General features: G+C 41.2%; 19 protein-coding genes. 10 read left to right on the top strand and 9 right to left on the bottom strand.

Annotation, left to right across the window (positions count from 1 at the left end):
- Positions 1 to 6: 6 nt before the first annotated feature.
- From ACRWP9_RS00020 to ACRWP9_RS00035, 4 genes are all read left to right on the top strand, one after another.
- Entirely contained in the window at positions 7 to 1,419 is a 1,413-nt protein-coding gene (locus ACRWP9_RS00020) for a TolC family outer membrane protein (RefSeq protein ID WP_434927304.1), read from the top strand.
- Complete coding sequence (locus ACRWP9_RS00025) at positions 1,419 to 2,024, top strand: OmpA family protein (protein WP_434927305.1); 606 nt, start codon at positions 1,419 to 1,421, stop codon at positions 2,022 to 2,024. Before ACRWP9_RS00020 ends, ACRWP9_RS00025 begins: the two co-directional genes overlap by 1 nt.
- A gap of 67 nt (positions 2,025 to 2,091) precedes the next feature.
- Positions 2,092 to 2,772, top strand: a complete 681-nt coding sequence (locus tag ACRWP9_RS00030; RefSeq protein ID WP_434929151.1) for a transglutaminase-like cysteine peptidase — start codon at positions 2,092 to 2,094, stop codon at positions 2,770 to 2,772.
- A 7-nt stretch (positions 2,773 to 2,779) separates the two neighbouring features.
- Positions 2,780 to 4,705, top strand: coding sequence for a bifunctional diguanylate cyclase/phosphodiesterase (locus tag ACRWP9_RS00035; protein WP_434927306.1), 1,926 nt, complete (start codon positions 2,780 to 2,782; stop codon positions 4,703 to 4,705).
- Positions 4,706 to 4,807: 102 nt separating this feature from the next.
- Here ACRWP9_RS00035 and ACRWP9_RS00040 read toward each other — a convergent pair whose 3' ends face one another.
- Together ACRWP9_RS00040 and ACRWP9_RS00045 are read right to left on the bottom strand one after the other, a co-directional pair.
- Complete coding sequence (locus tag ACRWP9_RS00040) at positions 4,808 to 5,239, bottom strand: hypothetical protein (protein ID WP_226412971.1); 432 nt, start codon at positions 5,237 to 5,239, stop codon at positions 4,808 to 4,810.
- Between the two features lie 370 nt (positions 5,240 to 5,609).
- Positions 5,610 to 6,611, bottom strand: a complete 1,002-nt coding sequence (locus ACRWP9_RS00045; protein ID WP_434927307.1) for an NAD(P)H-quinone oxidoreductase — start codon at positions 6,609 to 6,611, stop codon at positions 5,610 to 5,612.
- Between the two features lie 210 nt (positions 6,612 to 6,821).
- Here ACRWP9_RS00045 and ACRWP9_RS00050 point away from each other — a divergent pair, with 210 nt between their 5' ends.
- On the top strand, positions 6,822 to 7,565 hold the full coding sequence (locus ACRWP9_RS00050; protein WP_434927308.1) for a substrate-binding periplasmic protein: 744 nt from the start codon (positions 6,822 to 6,824) through the stop codon (positions 7,563 to 7,565).
- A gap of 75 nt (positions 7,566 to 7,640) precedes the next feature.
- Here ACRWP9_RS00050 and ACRWP9_RS00055 read toward each other — a convergent pair whose 3' ends face one another.
- The 7 genes from ACRWP9_RS00055 to ACRWP9_RS00085 all read right to left on the bottom strand — a co-directional run bounded on the left by ACRWP9_RS00055 (position 7,641) and on the right by ACRWP9_RS00085 (position 14,757).
- On the bottom strand, positions 7,641 to 8,747 hold the full coding sequence (locus ACRWP9_RS00055; RefSeq protein WP_434927309.1) for a glycosyltransferase family 9 protein: 1,107 nt from the start codon (positions 8,745 to 8,747) through the stop codon (positions 7,641 to 7,643).
- Positions 8,748 to 8,755: 8 nt separating this feature from the next.
- Positions 8,756 to 9,532 carry a glycosyltransferase family 25 protein gene (locus tag ACRWP9_RS00060; RefSeq protein WP_434927310.1) on the bottom strand — a complete coding sequence of 259 codons (777 nt, stop codon included), beginning with the start codon at positions 9,530 to 9,532 and terminating at the stop codon, positions 8,756 to 8,758.
- Between the two features lie 67 nt (positions 9,533 to 9,599).
- Entirely contained in the window at positions 9,600 to 10,445 is an 846-nt protein-coding gene (locus tag ACRWP9_RS00065) for a glycosyltransferase (protein ID WP_434927311.1), read from the bottom strand.
- A 37-nt stretch (positions 10,446 to 10,482) separates the two neighbouring features.
- Positions 10,483 to 11,436: an ADP-glyceromanno-heptose 6-epimerase gene (gene rfaD, locus ACRWP9_RS00070; protein ID WP_434927312.1), complete on the bottom strand. Its 954-nt coding sequence runs from the start codon at positions 11,434 to 11,436 to the stop codon at positions 10,483 to 10,485.
- 57 nt (positions 11,437 to 11,493) lie between these two features.
- On the bottom strand, positions 11,494 to 12,501 hold the full coding sequence (locus ACRWP9_RS00075) for a glycosyltransferase family 9 protein (protein WP_434927313.1): 1,008 nt from the start codon (positions 12,499 to 12,501) through the stop codon (positions 11,494 to 11,496).
- 129 nt (positions 12,502 to 12,630) lie between these two features.
- The gene (locus ACRWP9_RS00080; RefSeq protein ID WP_434927315.1) at positions 12,631 to 13,335 is read right to left on the bottom strand and encodes a single-stranded DNA-binding protein; all 705 of its coding nucleotides are present in this window, start codon (positions 13,333 to 13,335) and stop codon (positions 12,631 to 12,633) included.
- 54 nt (positions 13,336 to 13,389) lie between these two features.
- Complete coding sequence (locus tag ACRWP9_RS00085) at positions 13,390 to 14,757, bottom strand: MFS transporter (RefSeq protein ID WP_434927316.1); 1,368 nt, start codon at positions 14,755 to 14,757, stop codon at positions 13,390 to 13,392.
- 287 nt (positions 14,758 to 15,044) lie between these two features.
- Here ACRWP9_RS00085 and uvrA point away from each other — a divergent pair, with 287 nt between their 5' ends.
- From uvrA to ACRWP9_RS00110, 5 genes are all read left to right on the top strand, one after another.
- On the top strand, positions 15,045 to 17,930 hold the full coding sequence (gene uvrA, locus ACRWP9_RS00090; protein WP_434927317.1) for an excinuclease ABC subunit UvrA: 2,886 nt from the start codon (positions 15,045 to 15,047) through the stop codon (positions 17,928 to 17,930).
- Between the two features lie 36 nt (positions 17,931 to 17,966).
- Positions 17,967 to 19,007: a M20/M25/M40 family metallo-hydrolase gene (locus ACRWP9_RS00095; RefSeq protein WP_434927319.1), complete on the top strand. Its 1,041-nt coding sequence runs from the start codon at positions 17,967 to 17,969 to the stop codon at positions 19,005 to 19,007.
- A gap of 195 nt (positions 19,008 to 19,202) precedes the next feature.
- Positions 19,203 to 21,074 (top strand): DEAD/DEAH box helicase, encoded by a 1,872-nt coding sequence (locus tag ACRWP9_RS00100; RefSeq protein WP_434927320.1) that lies wholly within the window; start codon positions 19,203 to 19,205, stop codon positions 21,072 to 21,074.
- Between the two features lie 237 nt (positions 21,075 to 21,311).
- On the top strand, positions 21,312 to 22,334 hold the full coding sequence (locus ACRWP9_RS00105; RefSeq protein ID WP_434927322.1) for a hypothetical protein: 1,023 nt from the start codon (positions 21,312 to 21,314) through the stop codon (positions 22,332 to 22,334).
- 9 nt (positions 22,335 to 22,343) lie between these two features.
- Complete coding sequence (locus ACRWP9_RS00110) at positions 22,344 to 22,913, top strand: LemA family protein (protein ID WP_226412943.1); 570 nt, start codon at positions 22,344 to 22,346, stop codon at positions 22,911 to 22,913.
- Positions 22,914 to 22,961 lie beyond the last annotated feature (48 nt).

Below are 22,961 nucleotides of genomic sequence, written 5' to 3' on the forward strand. Positions count from 1 at the left end.
TTACAAATGATTAATACAACAAATCGACAACTAAGGTTTAGTGCACTTGCATTGGCTATGTCGGTATTAATGTCACCTGTAGCGTCTAGCCAAACACTAGAACAAGCAGTTGCACATACACTAGACACTAATCCAGAACTGCGTATTGTGTTCAACCGCTTTAAAGCGCGAGAAGAACAAGTTAACCAAGCTAAATCAGGATATATGCCAACGGTAGATATCACGGCAGGTTATGGTTGGGAGCAAACTGATAGCCCATCATCACGTCGAAAAGTACAGCCCCTAAATGATAATTTGGATGAAGGGGTAATGGAACTTGAGCGTGGTGAAGCTGGTTTCAGTATCAAGCAGATACTATTTGATGGTTTTTATACCAGTAGTGAAGTTGATCGATACTCGTTTGAAGCCAGTGCTGAGCAGTGGGCATTATTTGCTGCCGCTGAAGACATGGCTTTAGATGTTGCTAAAGTATATTTATACTTTATTCGTGCTGAACAAGTTCTCACTCTTGCTCAGAGAAACTTAGAAAGCCATGAAGAGATATACGATCAAATTAAGCAGCGTACAGATTCAGGTTTAGGGTCGATTGCTGATTTATCGCAAATCACCGGTCGTTTAGCTCGCGCAAACGCCAATGTGGTTTCGGCTAAAAATAATCTCCATGACGCTAAAGCACAATATATGCGTATTGTGGAAGTCGCTCCGGAAGATTTAATTTTACCTGTGCCCGATGCCGACATGCTACCTAAAAGCTTAAGTGAAAGCATAAAGTTGGCTTCTTCTAGCCACCCTATTTTGAAGTCTTCAGAAAATGACATCAATGCCGCAAAACAGGAACGCAGTTCTGCTAAGTCGAACTATTACCCTAAATTCAATCTTGAATTAAGTGGCAATTGGAACAATGATGTTGATGGTGAAGACGGCTATAGCCAAATTGCAAGCCAAAATGTCAATGGATACAGCAATGACTTAGTCGGTATGGTAAGAATGCGTTACAACCTATTTGCTGGCGGTAAAGATATCGCCCGCGATAGAGAATCTGCCTACAAAATCAGTGAAGCGAAAGAAATTCAGCAGCGCGCAAACCGCCAAGTCGTTGAAGGTGCTTCGCTTGCATGGAACGCCTTTGAAATGTTATCGCCACAAAAAATGTATATTCGTGAACATGTTGTTGCCTCAAAACAAACCCAAGTTGCTTACGAGCAGCAGTTTAACCTAGGTCAACGTACCTTACTCGATTTACTCGACACCGAAAACGAGCTATTTGAAGCGCGTAAAGATTATTTACAAACTGAATATGATGAAATTATTGCTCAATACCGCGTATTAAACTCGACCGGTAGGTTGTTAGAATCATTACGGGTAACCCGCCCAGATGTTTGGTCTGGCGAACGTAATTACGAAGGAGGAGCAAACTAATGCGCTACTTTCTTATACTATTAATGGTTAGCTTAACCAGCGCTTGTTCCATGAATGATACTATTTCTATGGATCAACCCACTCAACAGCAATTTGATCTAAACGATAAAGACCGTGACGGCGTTATTGCTGCAAGAGAACGCTGTATCGACACAATAGCAGGATCAGAAGTTGATAATTATGGTTGCGGCACAGTTAAGAATATTAACGAACGCCAACAACTTGAAATTTTATTTGAAAACAACTCTGACTATATTGATCCAAAGTATTACTCACAAATAGAAAAAGTGGCTAGCCTGATGACACTTTACCCTTCAACGATTGTGACCATTGAAGGACATAGTAGTAATCGTGGCAGCTATGAGCTGAACTTGGCTTTATCACAAAATAGAGCTAAAGCTGTTACTACAATACTCCAAGATACATTCGGTATTGAAGCGTCACGTTTGAACTCTGTAGGCTATAGTTTTGATCGCCTTATCGACACTAGTGGCACTCCAGAAGCTGAAAAAGTGAACCGTCGCGTTATCGCTGAAGTACAAAGTGAAGAGACTATTCCAAATTTAAAATGGCATATTTACACTGTTGATCAACAAACAGAATAGCGATAAGTAAAGTTGTCATAAACATAAGGGCTAGCAGCGTTTGACTCTATCGAGATGCAATAAGTCCATAACAAAAAGAGGCTGTCACGTTTTAATTGTGGCAGCCATTTTGTCTATTTCAACACTTTTTGCGGCGCCTACGCAAACGCTAAATGCTGACAAAATTATTTCGACTCTTAGCCAGAATTATGGCCAGCGCGCAGGCTTAAGGGCCAAAGCCTGGTTTAAAGTGGTTGACGAAGCACAAGCTTTACCGGAAAAACAACAACTAGAGAAAGTGAATCAATTTTTCAATTTATTCAGATTTGTTGATGACAAAGTACTTTGGGGTGACTCTAACTATTGGGCCACACCAATGGAGTTTATCGGTGTAAATGGCGGCGATTGTGAAGACTTCTCTATTGCCAAATACTTTACCTTACTCCAATTAGGTGTATCAGAGGATAAACTGCGTATCACCATGGTAAAAGCGACTTCTGTGAATCAATACCACATGGTGCTCGCCTACTATGAAACACCGAGTTCGGTCCCGTTAGTTTTAGATAATTTAGACAAGAAAATTAAACTGGCAACACAGCGACGCGATTTACTCCCTGTGTATAGCTTTAACGGTAAGCAGTTATGGTTAAATAAAGAAAAAGGTCGAGGGGTGTTAGCAGGCTCATCATCACGACTAGAAAAATGGAATGATTTAACACATCGCTTAGGTGTTGACCGTTTACGTCAACCCAAACTTAAAATGGAGTAGTGACCACATGACCCTGTTTCGACAGATTTATGCGTTACTTTTCGTACTATTCTTGCTAACGATAGCAAGCTTAGCTTACGTGCAATTTAACGAGACTCAGAGCTTTCTCGCAAAGCAAATGGAGTCGGACCTTAATAATGCCAGTCACTCATTAGGACTGATGCTTGTACCAGCTTTAGAAGCCGGTGATGATGCTGCAACAGAGACCTTAGTCAATGTCTTGTTTGAAGGTGGATATTACCAACAAATTAAGCTTACCTGGTTAGTTGATGGTAAACAGCAAGTTTGGAATAATGCCATTCGAGTACAAAATGTCCCCCAATGGTTTATTGACCTTGAAATTTTTAAGCCTATTGCTAAAGAAAGTATCATCACATCAGGTTGGTTACAGCTGGCTAAAATTGAAATAACTGCTCACCCAGGGTTTGGTTACCAGGAGATGTGGCGGATTATAACCAATATCATCATAGTATTTTCAATTTTATTCTTAATCGCCATCATCTTTGCTCGAGTTGGTTTAAGCATCATCTTAAAACCATTGAATTCGCTATCAGAGCACGCTAAAAAAATTGCTAATCGTCAATTTGGCCCAGATATGCCAACCCCTAAAACAACAGAGTTAAAGGAATTGGTTCAAGCATTTAACAGCATGTCGAGCCAACTTAAACAGGTGTTTAATTCGCTAGATGAAGAAGTATCAGCTTTACGTAAGAAAAACTTAGTTGATCAAGTTTCCAATCTTCCTAACCGTCAATATATGGTAAGCCGGATTAATGGTTGGCTCAGTGAACCTAGTTCTGGTGCATTATTTTTAGTTAAAATGGACTGGCTTGAAGATGTGCATAGCCAGTATGGCTATCAAGTAAGAGATGAAACCATCAAGTTACTTGGCAATAAATTACATCACCATTTAGATGAAATTAGCCCTTCTGTTATTGCACGCATAGCTGCATATGAATTCGCCTTCTTAATTGAAGAAAGTGAACACGAACAACTCAGTAAATACTTACAGGGCATGATCCGCACAATCAATAAAGAAATATCGAAAGCAGGTTGTAAACCCAATGAGCAATTCAATATTGGTATCGCTGAACGTTTAGGTCAAATGAGTGTATCGGACATACTTGCTCAAGCTGACAATGCGTTACAAAAATCGATTAAAGATAATAAAATCTTTCATTGGTATGAAAATACTCAGCAGCAATTATTCAGCCGTGATGAGTGGCGACAAAAGCTCACCCACGCAATCAATAACAATCAATTTCAATTTCGTTGGCAACCCATATTATTAAATGAAAACAATGAAGTGTGTCAACGTGAACTCTACTGTCAACTCACATTAGATAATGAAGTGTTACATGCAGGTCAGTTTATGCCTTTTGTGGAAATTTTATCATTGGGTACCGTGTTAGATCGCTGCTTAATTGAAACCGTTAATAGCCATCATTTATTTGACCGTAATTTTGAACCTGTGGCCATTAACCTAACTTATCAAAGTATTGGCGATCATGAGTTTCATCTTTGGATTAAGAAATTCCTTAGAAATCATAAAACGCCTGAACGCATTTGTTTTGAGATCCCTGAAGCAAGTGTCTATAGCGATTTAAGCTCATGTGAACACTTGTGCAATATTATTCGTGATTGTGGTGCCCACTTCGGTATTGACCATTTCGGTCGTCAATTCGGCTCCATGGCCTATTTACAAAACCTAAGACCCAGCTATGTAAAACTGGATCAATCTTTTGCTTTTATCGAAGAGAATCAACACAACAGTGAGCTATGTCGCGCGTTGGTTAACGTGGCAAAAGGACTAGATATTCAAGTTATAGTGACGGGAATTCAAGAGAATAAGCAGCTAAGCCGCTTTAACGACTTACGCTTAGATGCACACCAAGGCTACATAGCCCCGCCTGTTGATATCAAACTCACCTAATCATCATTAGGGTATCTATCACCCACAAAAAAACCAGTAGTATGCATGCTACTGGTTTTTTATTGGCTTATTCAACTTTATTAGCTATTTGACTCAAACAACTTAATCGTCGACACCATCATCCATGTCAAAATCATCATCTGAATCATCAGCGTCATCAAAGACATCAATATCGTCACCATCTGCAATCTCATCTGGCTCAGGTGCTGGCTTAGCTTTCTTTGGAGGCGCGGTATCGGGCACCTTAGACAAATCAATGCGAGTTTGCTGTTTAGCCATAAACTCAGCACGGGCGACTTGCCAAGCATCACCAAACTCAGCCAACGCAGCTTTAGTTTGTGCCTCATCAAGATCATGCAAATTTACTTTAACGATATCTTCTACATACTCAATGATGACATTGCGTACTGTATTAAATAAATAGATACGCCCTTTGGATGCTTCAGGTAATTGGCCGTCGTGAATAACAATTGTATTCCCTCTAGCCGTTCTTAACTCACCAACCCATAATTGTTTTTTTACTGTGTTATACATATATGCTAACGCCCTTAAATCAACACATATACCAAAAAGATATGCTCGATGAACTACTAATAACCTCGGCTCAATATTATTAAGCTTCAATAATGTGGGTATTTAAACAGAATAATACAGAGAATCAATGCCTAATTTAGTTAATTTTCAAATTTTGGTAAAAATATTCAAAAATAATTTACCAATAGCGTAATGACCTTAAAAAAAGCACAAAATTTATGTATGTCTCATGATACGTCGTTAAAAACTTTCACTTTACACAAGCATAAACCGACACTTTCTTGCTTTAAAATCATCCAATTTATATTTGATAACTGCAGATTAGCTTAAATTTTTCATGCTTCAAGTTTTTATCAGATCTTTCTGAGTTTTAGTCACACAAGTTTAAAATTATTTTGCCTTTATGCATACCTGACTCCATATATTGATGAGCTTGAACCACCTCATTAAACGCAAACACTTTATCAATGGGTGGCGTAAATTGTCCGCTTTCAAGTAACGGCCAAACATGCTGCTTAAGCTCTGCGGCAATCTGGGCTTTTGCTACTACACTTTGTGGTCGTAACGTCGAACCAGTCCATATAATACGTTTAGCCATTAACCTGAAAATATCAACCGTTGCTTTAGGCCCTCTTTGCATCGCAATTGATACCATTCGTCCATCCATTGCGAGCACTTTTAAATTTTCATTAATAAAATCGCCACCCGCAATATCGACGACCACATCAACACCTTGATGATGAGTTAGCGACAGAATAGACTCTGCAAAGGATTGGTTATTATAGTTAATCGCATGCGTGGCACCTTGGCTAAGGCAGAACTGGCATTTATCATCGGTGCCTGATGTGGCAAAAACGTTTGCACCAAGCTGGCTGGCAAGCTTAATCGCCGTGCTACCAATACCGCCAGACCCTCCATGCACTAACACTGTTTCACCCGCTTTTAATCCTGCCCGCATAAACACATTGCCCCAAACCGTAAAAAAGGTCTCAGGCAGCGCCGCAGCTTGAATAAAACTCCAAGCTGCAGGAATGGGTAAACAGTGTGCAGCAAAGGTATTAACTTGTTCTGCATAGCCACCACCGGGGACCAGAGCGCAAACTCTATCCCCAATATCCCACTGGTTAACATCATCCGCTATCGCAATGATAACGCCTGCCACTTCTAAACCAAGAATAGGACTTGCGCCCTCAGGAGCGGGATAGGCTCCCATACGTTGTTTAATATCAGGGCCGTTGACGCCTGCAGCGTGTACTTTTATGCAAACCTGACCTGATTGTAAAGGTGCAAGACTACCGCTACCTAGCCCCATGACATTAGCATCTCCAGGTTGATCAAACACCACCTGCTGTATCATTTTATTCTGAAGCATACTTTTAGTCCTATAATTTAAATAAAAACCACTAACCAAGAGATCGCAACAATATGGTAAAAAAATACCAACACAAACGACAACTTATTTATCTTTGGTTACCTAAAGAAAAAATTGTTTAATTTATAATCGAAAAATATTGATCAAATAATATGAATAGCTAAAATAGCGCCCCCAGAAGCACTCAAGGCACCTATGTTACGAGCCACTATGTCAAAAAAGTCCGTATTAAGCACTATTGTTACTTTGATAATATGTTGTTTTCCAGTTTCCGCAAAGACTATCCACATAGCCTCTGATGTCTGGTGCCCTTACATTTGTGACGACCAACCAGGTTATCTAGTTGAAATAGTACAACGAGCATTTGAAATCCAGGGGGTACAGGTAACTTTTGTACCCATGCCATTTAACCGTGCATTAAAAGAAACTCAGGTTGGCAATATTGACGCAGTTTTAGCCATATCAAAAAGTGTGGCTGTTGAACAAGGCTTACTTACTGGGGAGACTGTTGTCGGTGAGGTAAGTAATGATTTTTTTACTGTTAACAATAATCCCTGGAGATATGAAAAACTGAGCGATCTTTCATCAAAATCTATTGCAGTTATTAAGGGATACGATTACGGCGAAGCATTAGAGTCTTACTTGTCCAATAATCAGCAAATATATTGGGCTGTTGGCGATAAACCACTGTCGATGAATATTATAAGAATGATCAGAGGGAGGCACCAAATTATTATTGGTAATAGATATGTTATTCAATACACTGCTAGACAACTAAAATTGTCTGAAAAAATAAAATATGCTGGTTCCATGCCAGATAAAATCAGTTTATACGTTGGCTTTAATCTTAATAAACTGATCAAAGCACAACAATTTGATCTAGGTGTAAAGACACTAAAATCTACGGGGGAATATCAAAAAATTCTCGATAAGTATCAGATCCCATCAGATTAAAGTAGACCGAATTGACTTATAAAATGCTCACTATTTCTTTGAACATTTTATAAGCCCTTTCTATATCAAAAATAACTATTTAATACACTTACTCAATTGGATCTTACAGGCATCAATAACAGTGTCAGTGGCAACTGAACTGGCTTTGCCTGTGCCCTCTAAAATAAGGCTGTCACCCAAAGGCTGCCACAATTTAAAGTCACTTGCCATAATGGTCACTTGAGGTACCTTCATACTGACTGCCAAATGTGCTGTTGCAGTATCGACACTCAAACAGAAGTCACATTTTGCCATTAAGGCTGGTAGCTGAAAAAAGTTTTCTAGCGCAGTAAAAACCTGAATTTTTAACGCTAATAACTCTTTATCAGCCTCTACATCCTGCTGTACTGACATCAATTTATTCGGTGGAGTATTGATGATAAATACCACTTGCGGATAAAGCTGAGCTAACGTCAACATAACCGTCTTTAACTGGGCCCAGGGATAATCTTTCTTATCCGCAGTCGATAAATGATTCATAAAACAAATTAGCTTGGTATTATCTTTACCAGTTAAATCATCTATAAGTTGCTGGGCTTGCTGGGTGTATTTCTCTTCCGGCTGGATCATCAGTTGGGTATAGCCAGACACCAGATCTAATGTGGTTAACCCTAAAAGCTGCTTAAAACACTCAGCATATAACTCAGTAATATGCTGGGTCGAGTCAGCAATATCATCGTAACTAATCACCCCATCTAGTTTATTAAAATAAAGCCAATTACTGAAAAAATTCGCCCCACTTGTGGTCGCAACACTGAGCGCTTGTTTAGAAATAGTGCGTGCTAACTTTGCATATTGAGTTGAACGGTTTTTGCCCACAAACACAATAACATCATAATTTTGTTGCTGGGCCTTGGTAATGTATTGCTCACGCTCAGCGATATTAGACACAATAGGATATATATCACCAAAATCACCAATGGCATTAATCCACTCGGTTAAAATTTGATTGCGTCCACCAGCCCATTCATGCGGACTACGTCGACAATCGTCAAACCAAATATCAATGGTCAAATGGGGATATTTCGCTTTTAACGCAGATAACCAGACACCTTGGTAGACAAAGTCTCCAATGGCCAAGTGAGTCATATAAAGTACTTTTTTAGCATTAAGTAGCTGCTGATGGCTGATTAATCCGCTCACATTATCCCTTACTTCAAACTGTTTTTAAATTGGTTAAAATGCTTGTCTAATGATGGTGTCACTAGCATACGTTTAAAGGCTCTAGACCAATTCAAACGCAGTTTGGTGAGCTTGCGTTGCGGCATTTTCTCTAAACTCCCCACAGGATTGATATCTGAAAGCCCTGCCAGGTCGACTGATACACAATAAGGAATTAGCCCAAATGGATAAATACCCAATGACCACCACGATTTAATATGTCCATCCACTGGCTCAACAATATAAGGCATATTTTTTAATAGCGACTTAGCACCTTGCTTACTTATCACTTGCGCGACCGCACTTATCGGAAACTTATGGTAACTGACAAATTGGTGGCCTTGATAATCAAATGAATCTCTAATGTTACTCCCACCACCACGACGTAGCGGATACAACTTAATAAAGTCCCAATTTGCATGGGGTAAGTTTGCCATTAAATTAACTACATCAGCGAAGTTGTCTTCTAAGCCAATGTCATCCTCAAGCACAAAGGCGAAATCAAGATCATCATCGATGATTTTTTGCCAAGCGCGTTTATGACTTAATGAGCAACCAATTTCGCCCTTACCCAAATCTCTATGGTAGCTTTTTTGCGCTAATAAGCGTGGCGAAACGACCTCAATTTGTTCAGCAGTTAATGTCGCACCATCCACCCCTTCAATACGTTCAAAAGGAATGTTTTGCTGTTGTAACTGTGCAGAAATAGCCTCTAACCGCTTTGGAGAGCGGTTAAGGTTAATGACAAAGACTTTATATTTAAGCAAAATTGATCACTCCAGATAAATTGCGCTACCGATATTGCCTATCGCGCGACTCGCCACTACCAAAACACTAAATAGTGACAAACTTCTTAGCAAGATAGTTCAGCATAAATTTGGGCAGTTTGTAACGTTTATGGGCTTTGTTTATAAAAAGATCCCAGCCGCTTTGCTTAATTTGCGCCAATGTTTCGCTGGCTATGAGATTTTGGTTCAATTCACAAAAATCATTCACAAATCGCACTTCGCGCTTTAAAGAGGAGTTAGTGTATCCACGACCTGCATAATGAATAAAGCTGGCATTACGATAGCCGTCTTGTCCTAGCACATCCATACGATTAAATTCTGCATCAATACTTTGATACTTTAACCCATCTCGCTGGATCAGATAATTGATGTAGGTTTGCTCATAATATTTAATGTGATTACAAACCTGTTGTAAGTCTTCTAAAGTGGCGATGTCGAATAATTTGCTTTGATTCGAGATCAGCATACAGCCTAGATTAAAATACACTGGGCGACCATTGACTTGCGGCCAATCAGCGACAGGCCCTTTTATGGCAAATATTTTATCGAGTACAGGTTGGCGCTCTAACAAAGCGCCTTCATTGAACATATAAATGGTTTCCAGGTCATCGTATTGTTCAAAAATATCCTTTGCGTGTGGAGTGATAATAATATCAGCATCGACATACAAAACTCGATCGTATTCTTTTAGTAGCTCTTTAATATATAGCTTTTCGGTCCAAGCTGGACTAGCGGTATGCTGAGGGTCTTGTATGTTGATTGGATAATGAAATTGGTCAGACACAATTAAGTCTGCACCCACTTTTTCAGCATAAAGCTTAAATCCGAGTAACGCTGCGTTATACATTGGATTGGTATCACCAATCGCCAGCGTAAAAATAGCCTTTTTCATTTAATTTTCCAGATAACATCAAACAATTAAAAACAATTTACTGTCCAATAAAGTGCTGCGCTTTCAACCAATCTAAGTACTCAGGCACAGCCTGCTCTACTGTCTTAAATTGGTGCTGGCAACCTACCGCACGAAGCTGAGTTAAATCAGCTTGAGTGTAACTCTGGTATGCACCTTTTAGCTTATCTGGAAACGGAATATACTCAATATGGCCTTTACCATGATAGTCAATTACCGCATTTGCAACGTCATTAAAACTTTGTGCTTTACCAGTACCGCAATTGAAAACCCCCGATACTTTGGCGTTTTGCCATAACCACAAATTGACTTGAACCACATCTTCAACAAACACAAAATCACGTAATTGCAGACCGTCGCCGTAACCATCAACCCCAGCGAATAAACGGCACACGCCATTGGCTTTTATTTGGTTATTAAAGTGGAATGCTACGCTTGCCATGCCGCCTTTGTGTTGTTCACGCGGGCCATAAACATTGAAATAACGTAATCCAGCAACCTGCGTGGTTAACTTTTGCTGACGGACATATTGATCGAATAAAAATTTCGAATATGCATACACATTAAGCGGCTTCTCCACTTCACGTTGTTCAACAAAACTCTCGCTGCCACCGTATACCGATGCTGATGACGCATAGATAAACTGAACATTGTTAGCCTGGCAAAAATGCAATAAAGTTTTCGAGTATTCGAAGTTATTTTCCATCATAAACTTGCCGTTCCACTCGGTGGTGGATGAACAAGCACCTTGATGAAAAATTACCTCAACCTCATAACCTAACTGGCCTGATTTTACTTGAGCAAGAAAAGCATCTTTATCTAAATAGTCAGCAATTTCGCAATCTGCCAAATTGAACATTTGGGTACCATCAGTTAAATCATCTACCGCAATAATATCGGTTCGACCTAATTGATTGAGTGTCTTAACTAAGTTACTGCCAATAAAGCCTGCGGCTCCAGTAATTACGATCATATTTTTGCTTCCACTAAGTTGGATTAATTTTGTTTAAACAAACTATTCAAATTTGGCTTATTTAGCATAATGTCGGTTTAAAAATTCACTAATATTTTCTGCCGCTTGATCAACATCAACTAAGGCCATATTTCGACCGGTACGGCGACCAACAGGTGGCGTAAATGCGAGCCTTTTAGCTGGCTCTGTTAATGTTTGCCATTTGACTTTAGGTTGAGATCGCCGCCCAGCATAAAAGCCCACCGTTGGAATATTATGCAGTCCAGCAATGTGCAGCGGTCCTGTGGAGCCCGCTATAAACATGTCTGCAGCAACAATTGAACGGGCAAAATCAGCCAAACTTTTCAGCGGCGTCGCTAATTCAACTTTAATTTTGGTCTTCTTCAACATAGATTGAATGTTAAGCGCCAGTGCTTTCTCATCACCGTTGTAAGTTAGAACAAATCGACAATCTAAACTTGTAAGCTTATCAATTTTTTTGATAAGTTGGCCAAAATGTTCAACCGGCAAGCTGCCAGATGAACCACCCGTACCGGGGTGAATAAATATTAACTTTTCATCATTTTGTTGCTGATAATATTTGCGCCACTGCTCACGTTCAGAATTAACATCCCATAATTGCGTCGGTAACGCCGGGATCGATATTTGGTGATTATTTAGAAATTGTTCCGCCAACATGTAACTACCACGCCAACAGGGCTCACCTTTTTTATACTGAGTGTTAGCGCGGTGGGGGTACAGATATTGAAACCAGCCATGATTAGGCGCAATTTTATATGCAATAGCCGCTTTGGTAACTAAACGATAAATGCGTAAGTCAGAATGCGACACGATAACAGCATCATAATTATTCGCCTTAATTTGCTCGACTAACTGGGTATCATCGCCGGTATCAACCACCACATCGTCAATATAAGGACAAGTCAGCGCAAAGCTTTTCATCACAGGCGCCACAAACACCTCAATACGCGTATTGGGTAGCGCTTTTTTCAAAATATAAAAAGCAGGCCATGTGAGAATAAAATCTCCAATCTTGTCATGACGAATGAACAGAATTTTTTCCATCATTATTTTCTTTCTCAGATTGTCTAAGTCATCTAAACAGAGTTTACAGACCAAACATATAAAAGAGAAAGACCTGCAAGCAGGCCTTAAAGTTCAGTTAACTTGCGTTAAGCATTAACAGCATAAACCCTAAAACGGAATATCATCATCCCAACCTTCATCCAAATCAGGAGTGAAGTTTTGAGCAGGCTGAGGCGCTGGGCGCTGAGCTGGTGCTGCATTTTGTTGAGCTTGTGGTTGATAATTACCTTGTGGAGCTTGTGGCTTTGGTGCATAAGCAGGTTGTTGTGGTGCAGGCTTATTTTGCTGAGCATAACCGCCTTGAGCAGGTGCTTGTTGGTAACCACCCGCTGAGTGTTGATGACTATCCTGGTTTGTACCTTGGTTAGCACCCGCTTGATTGTACTGAGGCTGGGCTGCTGGGCGTGGCGCTTGTGGAGCACGTTGCTGTGTCGATTGATCATATTGATTATTATCTTGACCTGCACCGCTATTGCGGCTGTCAAGCATTTGCATTTCCATCGCATTGATTTCAGTTTTATAACGGTCTTGACCGGTAGTTTGATCTTGCCACTTACTGGTTTGCAATTTGCCTTCAAGGTAAACCTTTGAGCCTTTTTTAAGGTACTCGCCGGCCACTTCAGCTAAACGACGGTACATAACAATGTTATGCCATTCAGTACGCTCTTGTAGCTGACCTTGTTGGTCTTTCCACGACTCACTTGTCGCGACAGTAAAATTGGCAACGGCATTACCATTTGGCATGTAACGTACCTCAGGATCTTTACCTAAGTTACCCACTAAAATGACTTTATTCACACCACGACTGGCCATCGAAATCTCCTGCGATTATCTTTTCTATATACTTATTCGGTTGATCAAAATGATCTAATTGACAGAGCCTAACACAGCTCTGGCTTCGCTTAAATTGAAATCGTCATTCACCTTTAAATAGGCGACTTTGTCCTCAAGTACCACTATTGCTTCGGCTACACCGGTCAAATTTGATAACTGTGCGGCCATTGTTTGTGCATGGGGCCTATCTTTTATATTGGCTTCAAGGGTATAACTTTTTAGCAGTACGGGTTTAGCCATACCAAAAGTCAAAAATAGCCACAGTGTCATTAGCCCAAGCGCAACAAAAAACACCCCAGAGGCACCAACCAACTGATAGGCTCCGCCACCTAACATACCACCACAAAACGCCCCAAGAAACTGACTGGTAGAATACACTCCCATTGCAGAACCTTTATCACCCACAGGGCAAAACTTGGCGATCAAGCTAGGCAATGAAGCTTCAAGATAATTAAAACCGGTAAAAAATAATACTACCGCCCCACTTAGCACCCATAAATTATCAGCAAAAATCCCCATAGCACCTAAGGATGCCATCATCAATAACAGCGAAATTTGAAACATGGTTTTGGTGTTATTCTTTTTCACCCCGATAATGATCAATGGCACCATCAAAAAGAATGCGCCAATAAACGCGGGGAAATATAACATCCAATGTTTTTCTTTAACTAAACCGGCATCGACCAAATCTAATGGTAATGCAACAAACACCGCAGTTAATACTAAATGCAAAATAAAAATACCTGCATCTAGGCGAAACAACTGCGGGTCTAGCAGCATTTTTTTGAGTTTGGCGGGTGCTGCTAAAGTATCGCCTTTAGGAGCTTGACTGATAGGGTTTGGTACCAAAAATTGCACTATCACAATACCAACAACGGCTAACACTGCCGTCAGTAGAAATATACCAGTTAAGCCAAGATGTTGTGCCACTAAAGGGCCAAGCAAAAGAGAAAGCGCGAATGAAAAACCAATACACATACCAATAACGGCCATCACTTTGGTACGTTGCTCATCACGGGTTAAGTCAGCCGCTAGTGCTAAAACAGCAGCAGCTATTGCGCCCATCCCCTGAACAGCGCGGCCAAATACTACGCCATAAATATGATCAGATGATGCGGCAATTAAACTGCCAATGGCAAATACCACTAACCCAGCCATAATTATCGGTTTGCGGCCATACTTATCAGACAGTATACCCATCGGAATTTGTAACATAGCCTGAGTGAGTCCATAGGCACCTATGGCAATACCCACCCAAAGTGGAGAGAATCCTTCAAGGTGTTGCCCATATAACGCAAATACCGGCATGATCATAAATAGCCCCATCATCCGTAAACCAAATACACTGGCTAACGAAAACGCGACCTTTTTTTCCATGCCCGACAGCCCATTACTGGCCATTCAAATACCTTTTTAGCAATTCTACGAATCGCGCATATTACCATAGCCTGAATCACATGCTCAAAAGGAAATCACAGTTTGAGAGTTAAAGCTGAATTTAAAATATCACTAATCTATTTTTGGGTTCTATTCGTACTAGCTAAGACGACATATCACTATGATAAATAATCTGTGTTTGTTGAACTTTTAAGGTAAATCACCTAGAAAGATTAACAGCCCCTTACAGCTTGTGCTTAATGTGCGATACTAAAACCCATTTTGCCCCATAGCGAACATAGAGCGAGTAAATGGACAATATTGAAATCCGCGGTGCCCGAACCCATAACCTTAAAAACATCAATTTAACCATCCCTAGAGATAAGCTAATTGTTATCACAGGATTATCTGGTTCAGGAAAATCGTCATTAGCCTTCGATACTTTGTATGCAGAAGGCCAGCGCCGCTATGTCGAGTCTTTATCCTCCTATGCGCGCCAATTTTTAAGTTTAATGGAAAAACCTGATGTTGATCATATCGAAGGATTAAGCCCAGCAATTTCGATTGAGCAAAAATCGACCTCGCACAACCCACGTTCAACGGTTGGCACAGTGACCGAAATTTACGATTACTTGCGACTATTATTTGCCCGTGTGGGTGAACCACGTTGCCCCACACATGCGCAACCTTTAGCAGCACAAACCGTCAGCCAAATGGTCGATAAGGTACTCGCATTACCAGAAGACAGCCGTCAAATGCTTTTAGCTCCTGTGATTAATGATCGCAAAGGTGAGCACGTAAAATTATTAGAAAGCTTAGCTGCCCAAGGTTATATCCGCGCCCGAATTGACGGTGAAGTTTGCGATTTAACCGACCCACCAACGCTTGATTTACACGTAAAACATACTATTGAAGTGGTGGTTGACCGTTTCAAAGTGCGCCCAGATTTAAAACAACGTTTAGCCGAATCATTTGAAACCACATTAGAGCTGTCCGGTGGTATTGCTAAAATTGTCTCAATGGAAGATGACAAGACTGAAGAACTGATTTTTTCAGCCAACTTTGCCTGTACCCATTGTGGCTATTCGATGACCGAACTTGAGCCGCGTATTTTTTCATTCAATAACCCGGCGGGTGCTTGTCAAACCTGTGATGGTTTAGGGGTACAACAGTTTTTTGACCCAGAAAGAGTGATCACCAATAGTGAATTATCTTTAGCAGGCGGCGCAATTCGCGGTTGGGATCGTCGTAACTTTTATTACTTTCAAATGCTTAGTTCATTAGCTGAACACTACAAATTTGATGTTGAAGCCCCTTTTGAACAGCTCAATGACAAGATCAAAAAGCTGGTGCTATACGGTTCAGGTAAACAAAGCATTGCCTTTAAATACATAAACGATCGTGGCGATGTTGTGGTGCGTAATCACCCCTTTGAAGGCATTCTCAATAATATGGATCGCCGCTACCGCGAAACTGAAAGTAACTCGGTACGTGAAGAATTATCTAAATTCATCAATATGCAGCCTTGTAATAGCTGTGGTGGCTCACGCTTACGTGAAGAAGCCCGCAATGTGTTTATTGGCGATCTCAACTTGCCACAATTGACCACCTGGTCAATTGGCGAAGCAAAAAGCTATTTTGCTGAATTAACTTTTGATGGCCAGCGGGCACAAATTGCTGACAAAATTTTAAAAGAAATTGGTGAGCGTTTAGGCTTCTTGGTTAATGTCGGTCTTAATTATTTAAGCTTATCCCGTTCGGCTGACACCTTATCAGGCGGTGAAGCGCAGCGTATTCGTCTTGCCAGTCAAATTGGTGCAGGATTAGTCGGGGTAATGTATGTGCTCGATGAACCCTCAATCGGCTTGCATCAACGTGACAATGAACGTCTATTGCATACCTTAATGCACCTGCGTGATCTAGGTAATACCGTCATTGTGGTAGAGCACGATGAAGATGCGATACGTATGGCTGACCATGTGATTGATATTGGCCCTGGCGCAGGGGTTCATGGCGGGGAGATTATTGCAGAGGGTAGCTTAAACGATATTCTTAATTGCGCTGAATCTGTTACGGGTCAGTATCTGTCAGGCAAAAAACAAATTCACATTAGTGACCAACGCACTCCTATTGACCCGAGTAAAGTCATAGAACTCTTTGGTGCTACGGGCAATAACCTGCAAAATGTCGACTTAACTATTCCAGTCGGCCTATTAACCTGCGTAACCGGTGTATCGGGTTCGGGTAAATCGACCCTGATTAATGATACTTTTTTCAAAATTGCCCATCGCATGCTCAATGGCGCAACTGTTGATGAACCCGCGCCTTATAAAGAAATTAAAGGCATGGAGCATTGCGATAAAGTCGTCGATATTGATCAAAGCCCAATTGGCCGAACGCCCCGATCAAACCCTGCTACCTATACGGGTATTTTCACCCCAATACGGGAGATATTTGCCGCGACTCAAGAGTCCCGCACCCGGGGTTATCTGGTGGGTCGCTTCTCGTTTAACGTCAAAGGCGGTCGCTGTGAAGCGTGCCAGGGTGATGGCTTAATTAAAGTCGAAATGCACTTTTTACCCGATGTATATGTGCCTTGTGATGCCTGTAAAGCCAAGCGTTATAACCGTGAAACCTTAGAAGTAAAATACAAAGGCAAAAACATTCACGAAGTCCTGCAAATGACTATTGAAGAAGCCCGGGTGTTTTTTGATGCGATTCCTGCAATTGCCCGCAAATTACAAACACTGATGGATGTCGGTTTGTCGTATATTTGCTTAGGGCAAAGTGCGACAACTCTATCTGGCGGTGAAGCGCAGCGTGTCAAACTGGCTAAAGAGCTGTCAAAACGCGACACAGGTAAAACCTTATACATTTTGGATGAACCAACTACAGGGCTTCATTTTGCTGATATTCAACTACTATTAGATGTATTGCATCGCCTTAAATCCCACGGCAATACTATCGTGGTGATTGAACATAACTTAGATGTGATTCAAACAGCGGATTGGATTATCGATTTAGGCCCAGAAGGCGGCTCAGGAGGCGGGAATATTTTAGTTGCTGGCAGCCCTGAAGATGTGGCCGAGCACCCAACCTCGCATACGGCACGGTTTTTAAAGCCAATGCTGGTATTACATAAGCAGCGCGCAGCGACTAATAAAGTAAGCAAAGCTAAAAAAAGCACTAAAAAATAATCACAGTCGATTCATTCCCTTTACGGAGAGCACCAGATGACAAGCACGCTTAAATCTGCCTTTCCGCTAAAGGGAAATACCCGCCTTTTACCAATAAATATCAACATCTTCGCTCAACCTAAATTATCCCATAGCTTAATGTGTATCGCATTGTTAATCATGTTAACAGGCTGCGCCAATACCGCTTCAATAAATTGTAATTTGCCGCCGCAACATCAATGGGCCAACCAGTCCCAAATTATTGAAGATATCCGCACGCTTACCGCCATAGAATTTAGCGGCCGTAAAACCGGTACCCAAGGGGCTGTTTTGTCACAAAACTACCTGGCTCAACGTTTTACTGACATTGGTTTAATCCCTTGGCAGCAATCCTTTAAAGTCACTTTTAACTATCAATACCAATTTAGCCAACTACAAGGGGTTAATATAATAGGCGTCATTCCTAGCCGCGTGCCATCCAACCGCTGGCGAGTAATTACCGCCCACTATGATCATTTAGGCCAACAGGGTAAACGTATTTTTCATGGTGCAGACGACAACGCTTCTGGTGTAGCAGGCTTACTGGCTATGGCAAAACAATGGCAATTAACCGGCTTAAAAGATATTAATCTCATGTTGGTTGCCACGGACGCTGAAGAACCAGGACTGTATGGTAGCTATGGGTTAGTTGAACAGATGATGGCAACACCAGATATGGAGGTTGAACTTGCAATGAACTTAGACATGATTGGCCACCCTTCAAGACCGCGGGCAATCTATATAGAAGGCGAGCAAAACTTCAGCCACTTTAGCCAGACACAAGCTTGGCTAAGTCAACAGCATCAAATGTGTATTCGACTAAGTTATTCTAAATTTAACACCGCGGGTATAAAGCGCATGAACTGGCTAAAAGCTTCCGACCACTACCCTTTTCATAAAGCCGGTATTCCCTGGATATATTTTGGCGTACCACCGCACAGCAAATACCATACGGTTGATGACACTATAGACACGCTAAATATCGACTTCCTAACCAGCGTAACGGAAATGGCCTTTAGCTTTATTACACAAACTAACATGCAGTTAAAAGAAAAATAACCCAAAAATTAAGTTTAAATAAGGCAATAATCAGGCCACATTGAATTATTTATTATATTTTATATAGTCAAACCGCAAAATGGTTGCTATAATATCGCCCTTTCGGCGCGGGAAATCGACACGGGGTTGATTTTCTGTCTGTGAAACTCAGCACGAGCATCCGAATTTCGTGCACATCCACAAGGCTACAACCCAATGTCATCCAATGAAAGAACTTTCCGCGAACTCGGCCTGTCTGAGAACTTGTTGCGTGCTCTAGACGAATTAGGCTATGAGAACCCAACACCCATTCAAGCAGCTAGTATCGACCCGCTTATGGCAGGACAAGATATTATCGGTCAAGCGCAAACTGGTACTGGTAAAACAGGTGCTTTTGCATTACCACTGCTTAACAAAGTAGATATCAATCTAAACGCCCCTCAAATATTAGTATTAGCACCGACTCGTGAGCTAGCCGTTCAGGTAGCAGAAGCATTTGGTAGTTATGCTAAACATATGAAAGGCTTCCACGTACTGCCTATTTACGGCGGTCAAAGTATGCATCAGCAATTAAGCGCCCTTAAGCGTGGACCACAAGTGATTGTAGGTACACCTGGTCGTGTAATGGATCACATGCGTCGTGGCACATTAAAGTTAGATTCATTAAAAGCATTAGTGCTTGATGAAGCTGATGAAATGTTAAAAATGGGCTTTATCGATGATATCGAATGGGTATTAGAGCATAAGCCAGCTAACAGCCAACTTGCATTATTCTCAGCCACTATGCCTGAGCAAATTAAGCGTGTTGCAAGCAAGCACTTAACCAACCCAGTTAATATCAGCATCGCGTCTAGTCAAGCAACGGTTGAGTCAATTGAGCAAAGCTATGTTCAAGTATCACAACACAATAAACTAGAAGCATTAGTACGCGTATTAGAAGTTGAAAACACTGAAGGTGTGATCATTTTCGTCCGTACCCGTAATAGCTGTGTTGAGTTAGCTGAAAAATTAGAAGCACGTGGTTATGCTTCATCACCATTACATGGTGATATGAACCAACAAGCACGTGAACGTGCTGTCGAACAGTTAAAAAGTGGCAAGTTAGATATTCTAATTGCGACTGACGTTGCGGCCCGTGGTCTTGACGTTGAACGTATTGGACACGTAGTTAACTACGATATCCCATATGATACAGAAGCTTATGTTCACCGTATTGGCCGTACTGGCCGTGCGGGTCGTACAGGTATGGCAATTTTGTTTGTGACAAGCCGTGAAATGCGTATGCTTCGCACAATTGAACGTGCAACAAACAGCCGTATTGCACCAATGAAAATTCCTACACCAGAATCGGTTGCAGAGCGCCGTTTATCTCGTTTAGGTGAGCAAATTCAAGAAACCTTAAACGGTGACTTAGATTTCATGAAAAATGCCGTTGCAGAATTATGTACTCAGCTAGAAATTGATACCGATTTATTAGCCGCGGCGTTATTACAGCAAGTGCAGCAAGAGCGTCCACTTCAATTACCGCCGATCCAAGAGCGTCAACGTGATTCACGTGATGAACGTAGTGACCGTAATGACCGTGGTTCTCGTGATGGTGGCGATCGCCCTCGTCGTGAACGCAGTGAGCGCAGCAACCGTCCATCAACACCAACTACATTTGGTCAACCTGAAGGATTAAAAGATAATCCAGACGTGAAAATGAACCGCTATGTAATTGATGTGGGTCGTGAAAATGGTGTAGGTGTGGGTAACATTGTTGGCGCAATTGCTAACGAAGCTAACATCGACAGCCGCTATATTGGTCAAATCCAGTTATATGATCAAGTGACTACCGTTGATTTACCAGATGGCATGCCAAAAGACGTGTTAACTCACTTAAGAAAAGTGCGTGTTTGTGGTCGTCCACTTAACATTCGCGAAGCCGGTGATGAAGTTTTCGTTGATTCTGGCCGTGGTGCTGCTGCACCTCGTCGTCCACGTGGTGACCGCCCATCAGGCGACCGTCGTCCACGTACTGACCGCCCAGCTGGTGACCGTCCTGCTAGTGCAGAACGTCGTCCACGTAAACCACGTGACAATGGTTAATTACCAGTAAATCATTCAGTTATCTGAATAAAAAATGGAGCCTAACGGCTCCATTTTTGTTTTTACTCTCGGTTATGCCAATCTCATAAAATATAAAGGTAACTGCCCGCATAATGTTAACGCTTTACAGATTAATTCTGCCTTGTAATATACCTACACTATCTTAAAAAAGAACAACCTACTCCACCTATGTCAGCATTCAGCCCTGAAGTTAAGTCTCTATCAGATAAAAAAAGAATGAATAATAAAGCCCTGACTCAGTTTATTAAAAAATTGCAGGCGAAGGTGTCTGACTCAGAATCTATTGCGGTTGTCACAGAATGTTTAGACAACGCCATCGCGTATCCACACCAACTTAAATACCGCAACACTCACTTATATCTCGGCATACTAGCCGCCATTATCGCCAGCATAGGATATTGGTTCCACCTTGAGACTCAAGGTCAGTTGTATCGTTATACTCACAGTGACTTTGTTATCTTTGCTCTGTGCTTACTGTCACTCATAGCAAGTATTTTTACTGTATTTAAGCGTCAAAAAAGCCTAAAGGATCTCTCCAATTTACTCAGAGATGAAGCCCTAAAGCATCTTTACAATATGACAGATTGTGGAGCGACATTTTTAAATAAAGCTGAACATAAATTTGTCGATTTTAAACGAGGTAATTATTCTCAAAATGTTGAGTGGGGCAAAGAAATCGACTTTAACTCTGAACTAGGATTAATTCGTGCCTCTGTGGTTTACCATCACTATGTCGATAGAAGAACAGAAACCTATCAAGAGTCTGACGGTAAAGGCGGAAGCAGAACGCGTACTCGCACCGTTTACGATCACTACTATCGCCAAGGAGTGATTTTCCCCGCAATCAATAACACAAGTCATTTAGTGATGAGCAAAAGCAAGTTGCCTAAGCATTGGCAACAACACTTTATGCCTGCCTCGCGGGAATTTGAGAAAAAGTTTTACCTGCAAACAAACTCTGAATTTAATGCAGCGAAGTTTTTAGAACCGGCTGTGGTAGTTGCGTGCGAACAATTAGCCCATAAGCTCGATGATCTCACCATTGAATTCGCCTATGATGGCAGTGTGTTGATCAATCAAAAAAATACTCATTTACTTAATCCGCCCATGGATTATGACATTAGTTCACCGACAAAATTTAAACAAGAACTGCTCAATGAGACCTCATTGTTCACCGTAAACCGTATTTTTGGCTTTGTGAATCAAATCATCAAACACAGTGCTAACCCATTATATTAAGGATAAATTATGCAATCTTCTTTCATTATCATCGCTATTCTGGTTGTCGTCGCCATTGCTGTTTTCAGTATTTATAACGGTATTGTTAAAGAGCACAACGCGGTACAGCGAGGCTGGGCGGATGTGTTAACGCAAGAAAGACAACGTGGCCGCATCATGCCAGAGCTTGACCGCGTGCTGCAGCAGCACCAAGATTATGAAAAAGAGTTGTTGCCTAAAATCACTGCATTACGCCAAGGGATTAATGCGCTACAAGACAATAATATTGATACCCAATTACAAAGCAAGGTCGATCAGGCATCGCAAGCATTAATCAAAGGCATTCATGTGGCTGTTGAAGCTTATCCAGAATTAAGAGCGTCTGAATCATTCGCTAAATTTATGTATGAAGTGACCGAACAAGAAGACAATGTAGGCGCGGCGGTAAGAATTTTCAATCAAAACGTGGCTAACTTTAACGCCTATATTCAGTCATTTCCGAATAACCTTGTTAATCGCTTTTTTAATAAAAAACAGGCTATTGAAATTTTTACCGACAGCAAAGCCCAAGCTGAGTTTGAGTACAAGCCTAAGTTTTAAATTGTATCGAACGATATTAGCGCAAACATGAGAAACCTGCATCATACC

Source organism: Shewanella sp. HL-SH2 (assembly GCF_051164935.1).
Lineage (GTDB): Bacteria > Pseudomonadota > Gammaproteobacteria > Enterobacterales > Shewanellaceae > Shewanella > Shewanella glacialimarina.

What these genes read in the sequence shown, in the direction of transcription:
- ACRWP9_RS00100 (WP_434927320.1), top strand. Translation starts at nt 19,203, where the DNA reads ATGTCATCCAATGAAAGAACTTTCCGCGAACTCGGCCTGTCTGAGAAC.
- ACRWP9_RS00105 (WP_434927322.1), top strand. Translation starts at nt 21,312, where the DNA reads ATGAATAATAAAGCCCTGACTCAGTTTATTAAAAAATTGCAGGCGAAG.
- ACRWP9_RS00045 (WP_434927307.1), bottom strand. Translation starts at nt 6,611, where the DNA reads ATGCTTCAGAATAAAATGATACAGCAGGTGGTGTTTGATCAACCTGGA.
- ACRWP9_RS00085 (WP_434927316.1), bottom strand. Translation starts at nt 14,757, where the DNA reads ATGGCCAGTAATGGGCTGTCGGGCATGGAAAAAAAGGTCGCGTTTTCG.
- ACRWP9_RS00035 (WP_434927306.1), top strand. Translation starts at nt 2,780, where the DNA reads ATGACCCTGTTTCGACAGATTTATGCGTTACTTTTCGTACTATTCTTG.
- ACRWP9_RS00025 (WP_434927305.1), top strand. Translation starts at nt 1,419, where the DNA reads ATGCGCTACTTTCTTATACTATTAATGGTTAGCTTAACCAGCGCTTGT.
- ACRWP9_RS00065 (WP_434927311.1), bottom strand. Translation starts at nt 10,445, where the DNA reads ATGAAAAAGGCTATTTTTACGCTGGCGATTGGTGATACCAATCCAATG.
- ACRWP9_RS00075 (WP_434927313.1), bottom strand. Translation starts at nt 12,501, where the DNA reads ATGGAAAAAATTCTGTTCATTCGTCATGACAAGATTGGAGATTTTATT.
- uvrA (WP_434927317.1), top strand. Translation starts at nt 15,045, where the DNA reads ATGGACAATATTGAAATCCGCGGTGCCCGAACCCATAACCTTAAAAAC.
- ACRWP9_RS00020 (WP_434927304.1), top strand. Translation starts at nt 7, where the DNA reads ATGATTAATACAACAAATCGACAACTAAGGTTTAGTGCACTTGCATTG.
- ACRWP9_RS00040 (WP_226412971.1), bottom strand. Translation starts at nt 5,239, where the DNA reads ATGTATAACACAGTAAAAAAACAATTATGGGTTGGTGAGTTAAGAACG.
- ACRWP9_RS00050 (WP_434927308.1), top strand. Translation starts at nt 6,822, where the DNA reads ATGTCAAAAAAGTCCGTATTAAGCACTATTGTTACTTTGATAATATGT.
- ACRWP9_RS00095 (WP_434927319.1), top strand. Translation starts at nt 17,967, where the DNA reads ATGACAAGCACGCTTAAATCTGCCTTTCCGCTAAAGGGAAATACCCGC.
- rfaD (WP_434927312.1), bottom strand. Translation starts at nt 11,436, where the DNA reads ATGATCGTAATTACTGGAGCCGCAGGCTTTATTGGCAGTAACTTAGTT.
- ACRWP9_RS00080 (WP_434927315.1), bottom strand. Translation starts at nt 13,335, where the DNA reads ATGGCCAGTCGTGGTGTGAATAAAGTCATTTTAGTGGGTAACTTAGGT.
- ACRWP9_RS00110 (WP_226412943.1), top strand. Translation starts at nt 22,344, where the DNA reads ATGCAATCTTCTTTCATTATCATCGCTATTCTGGTTGTCGTCGCCATT.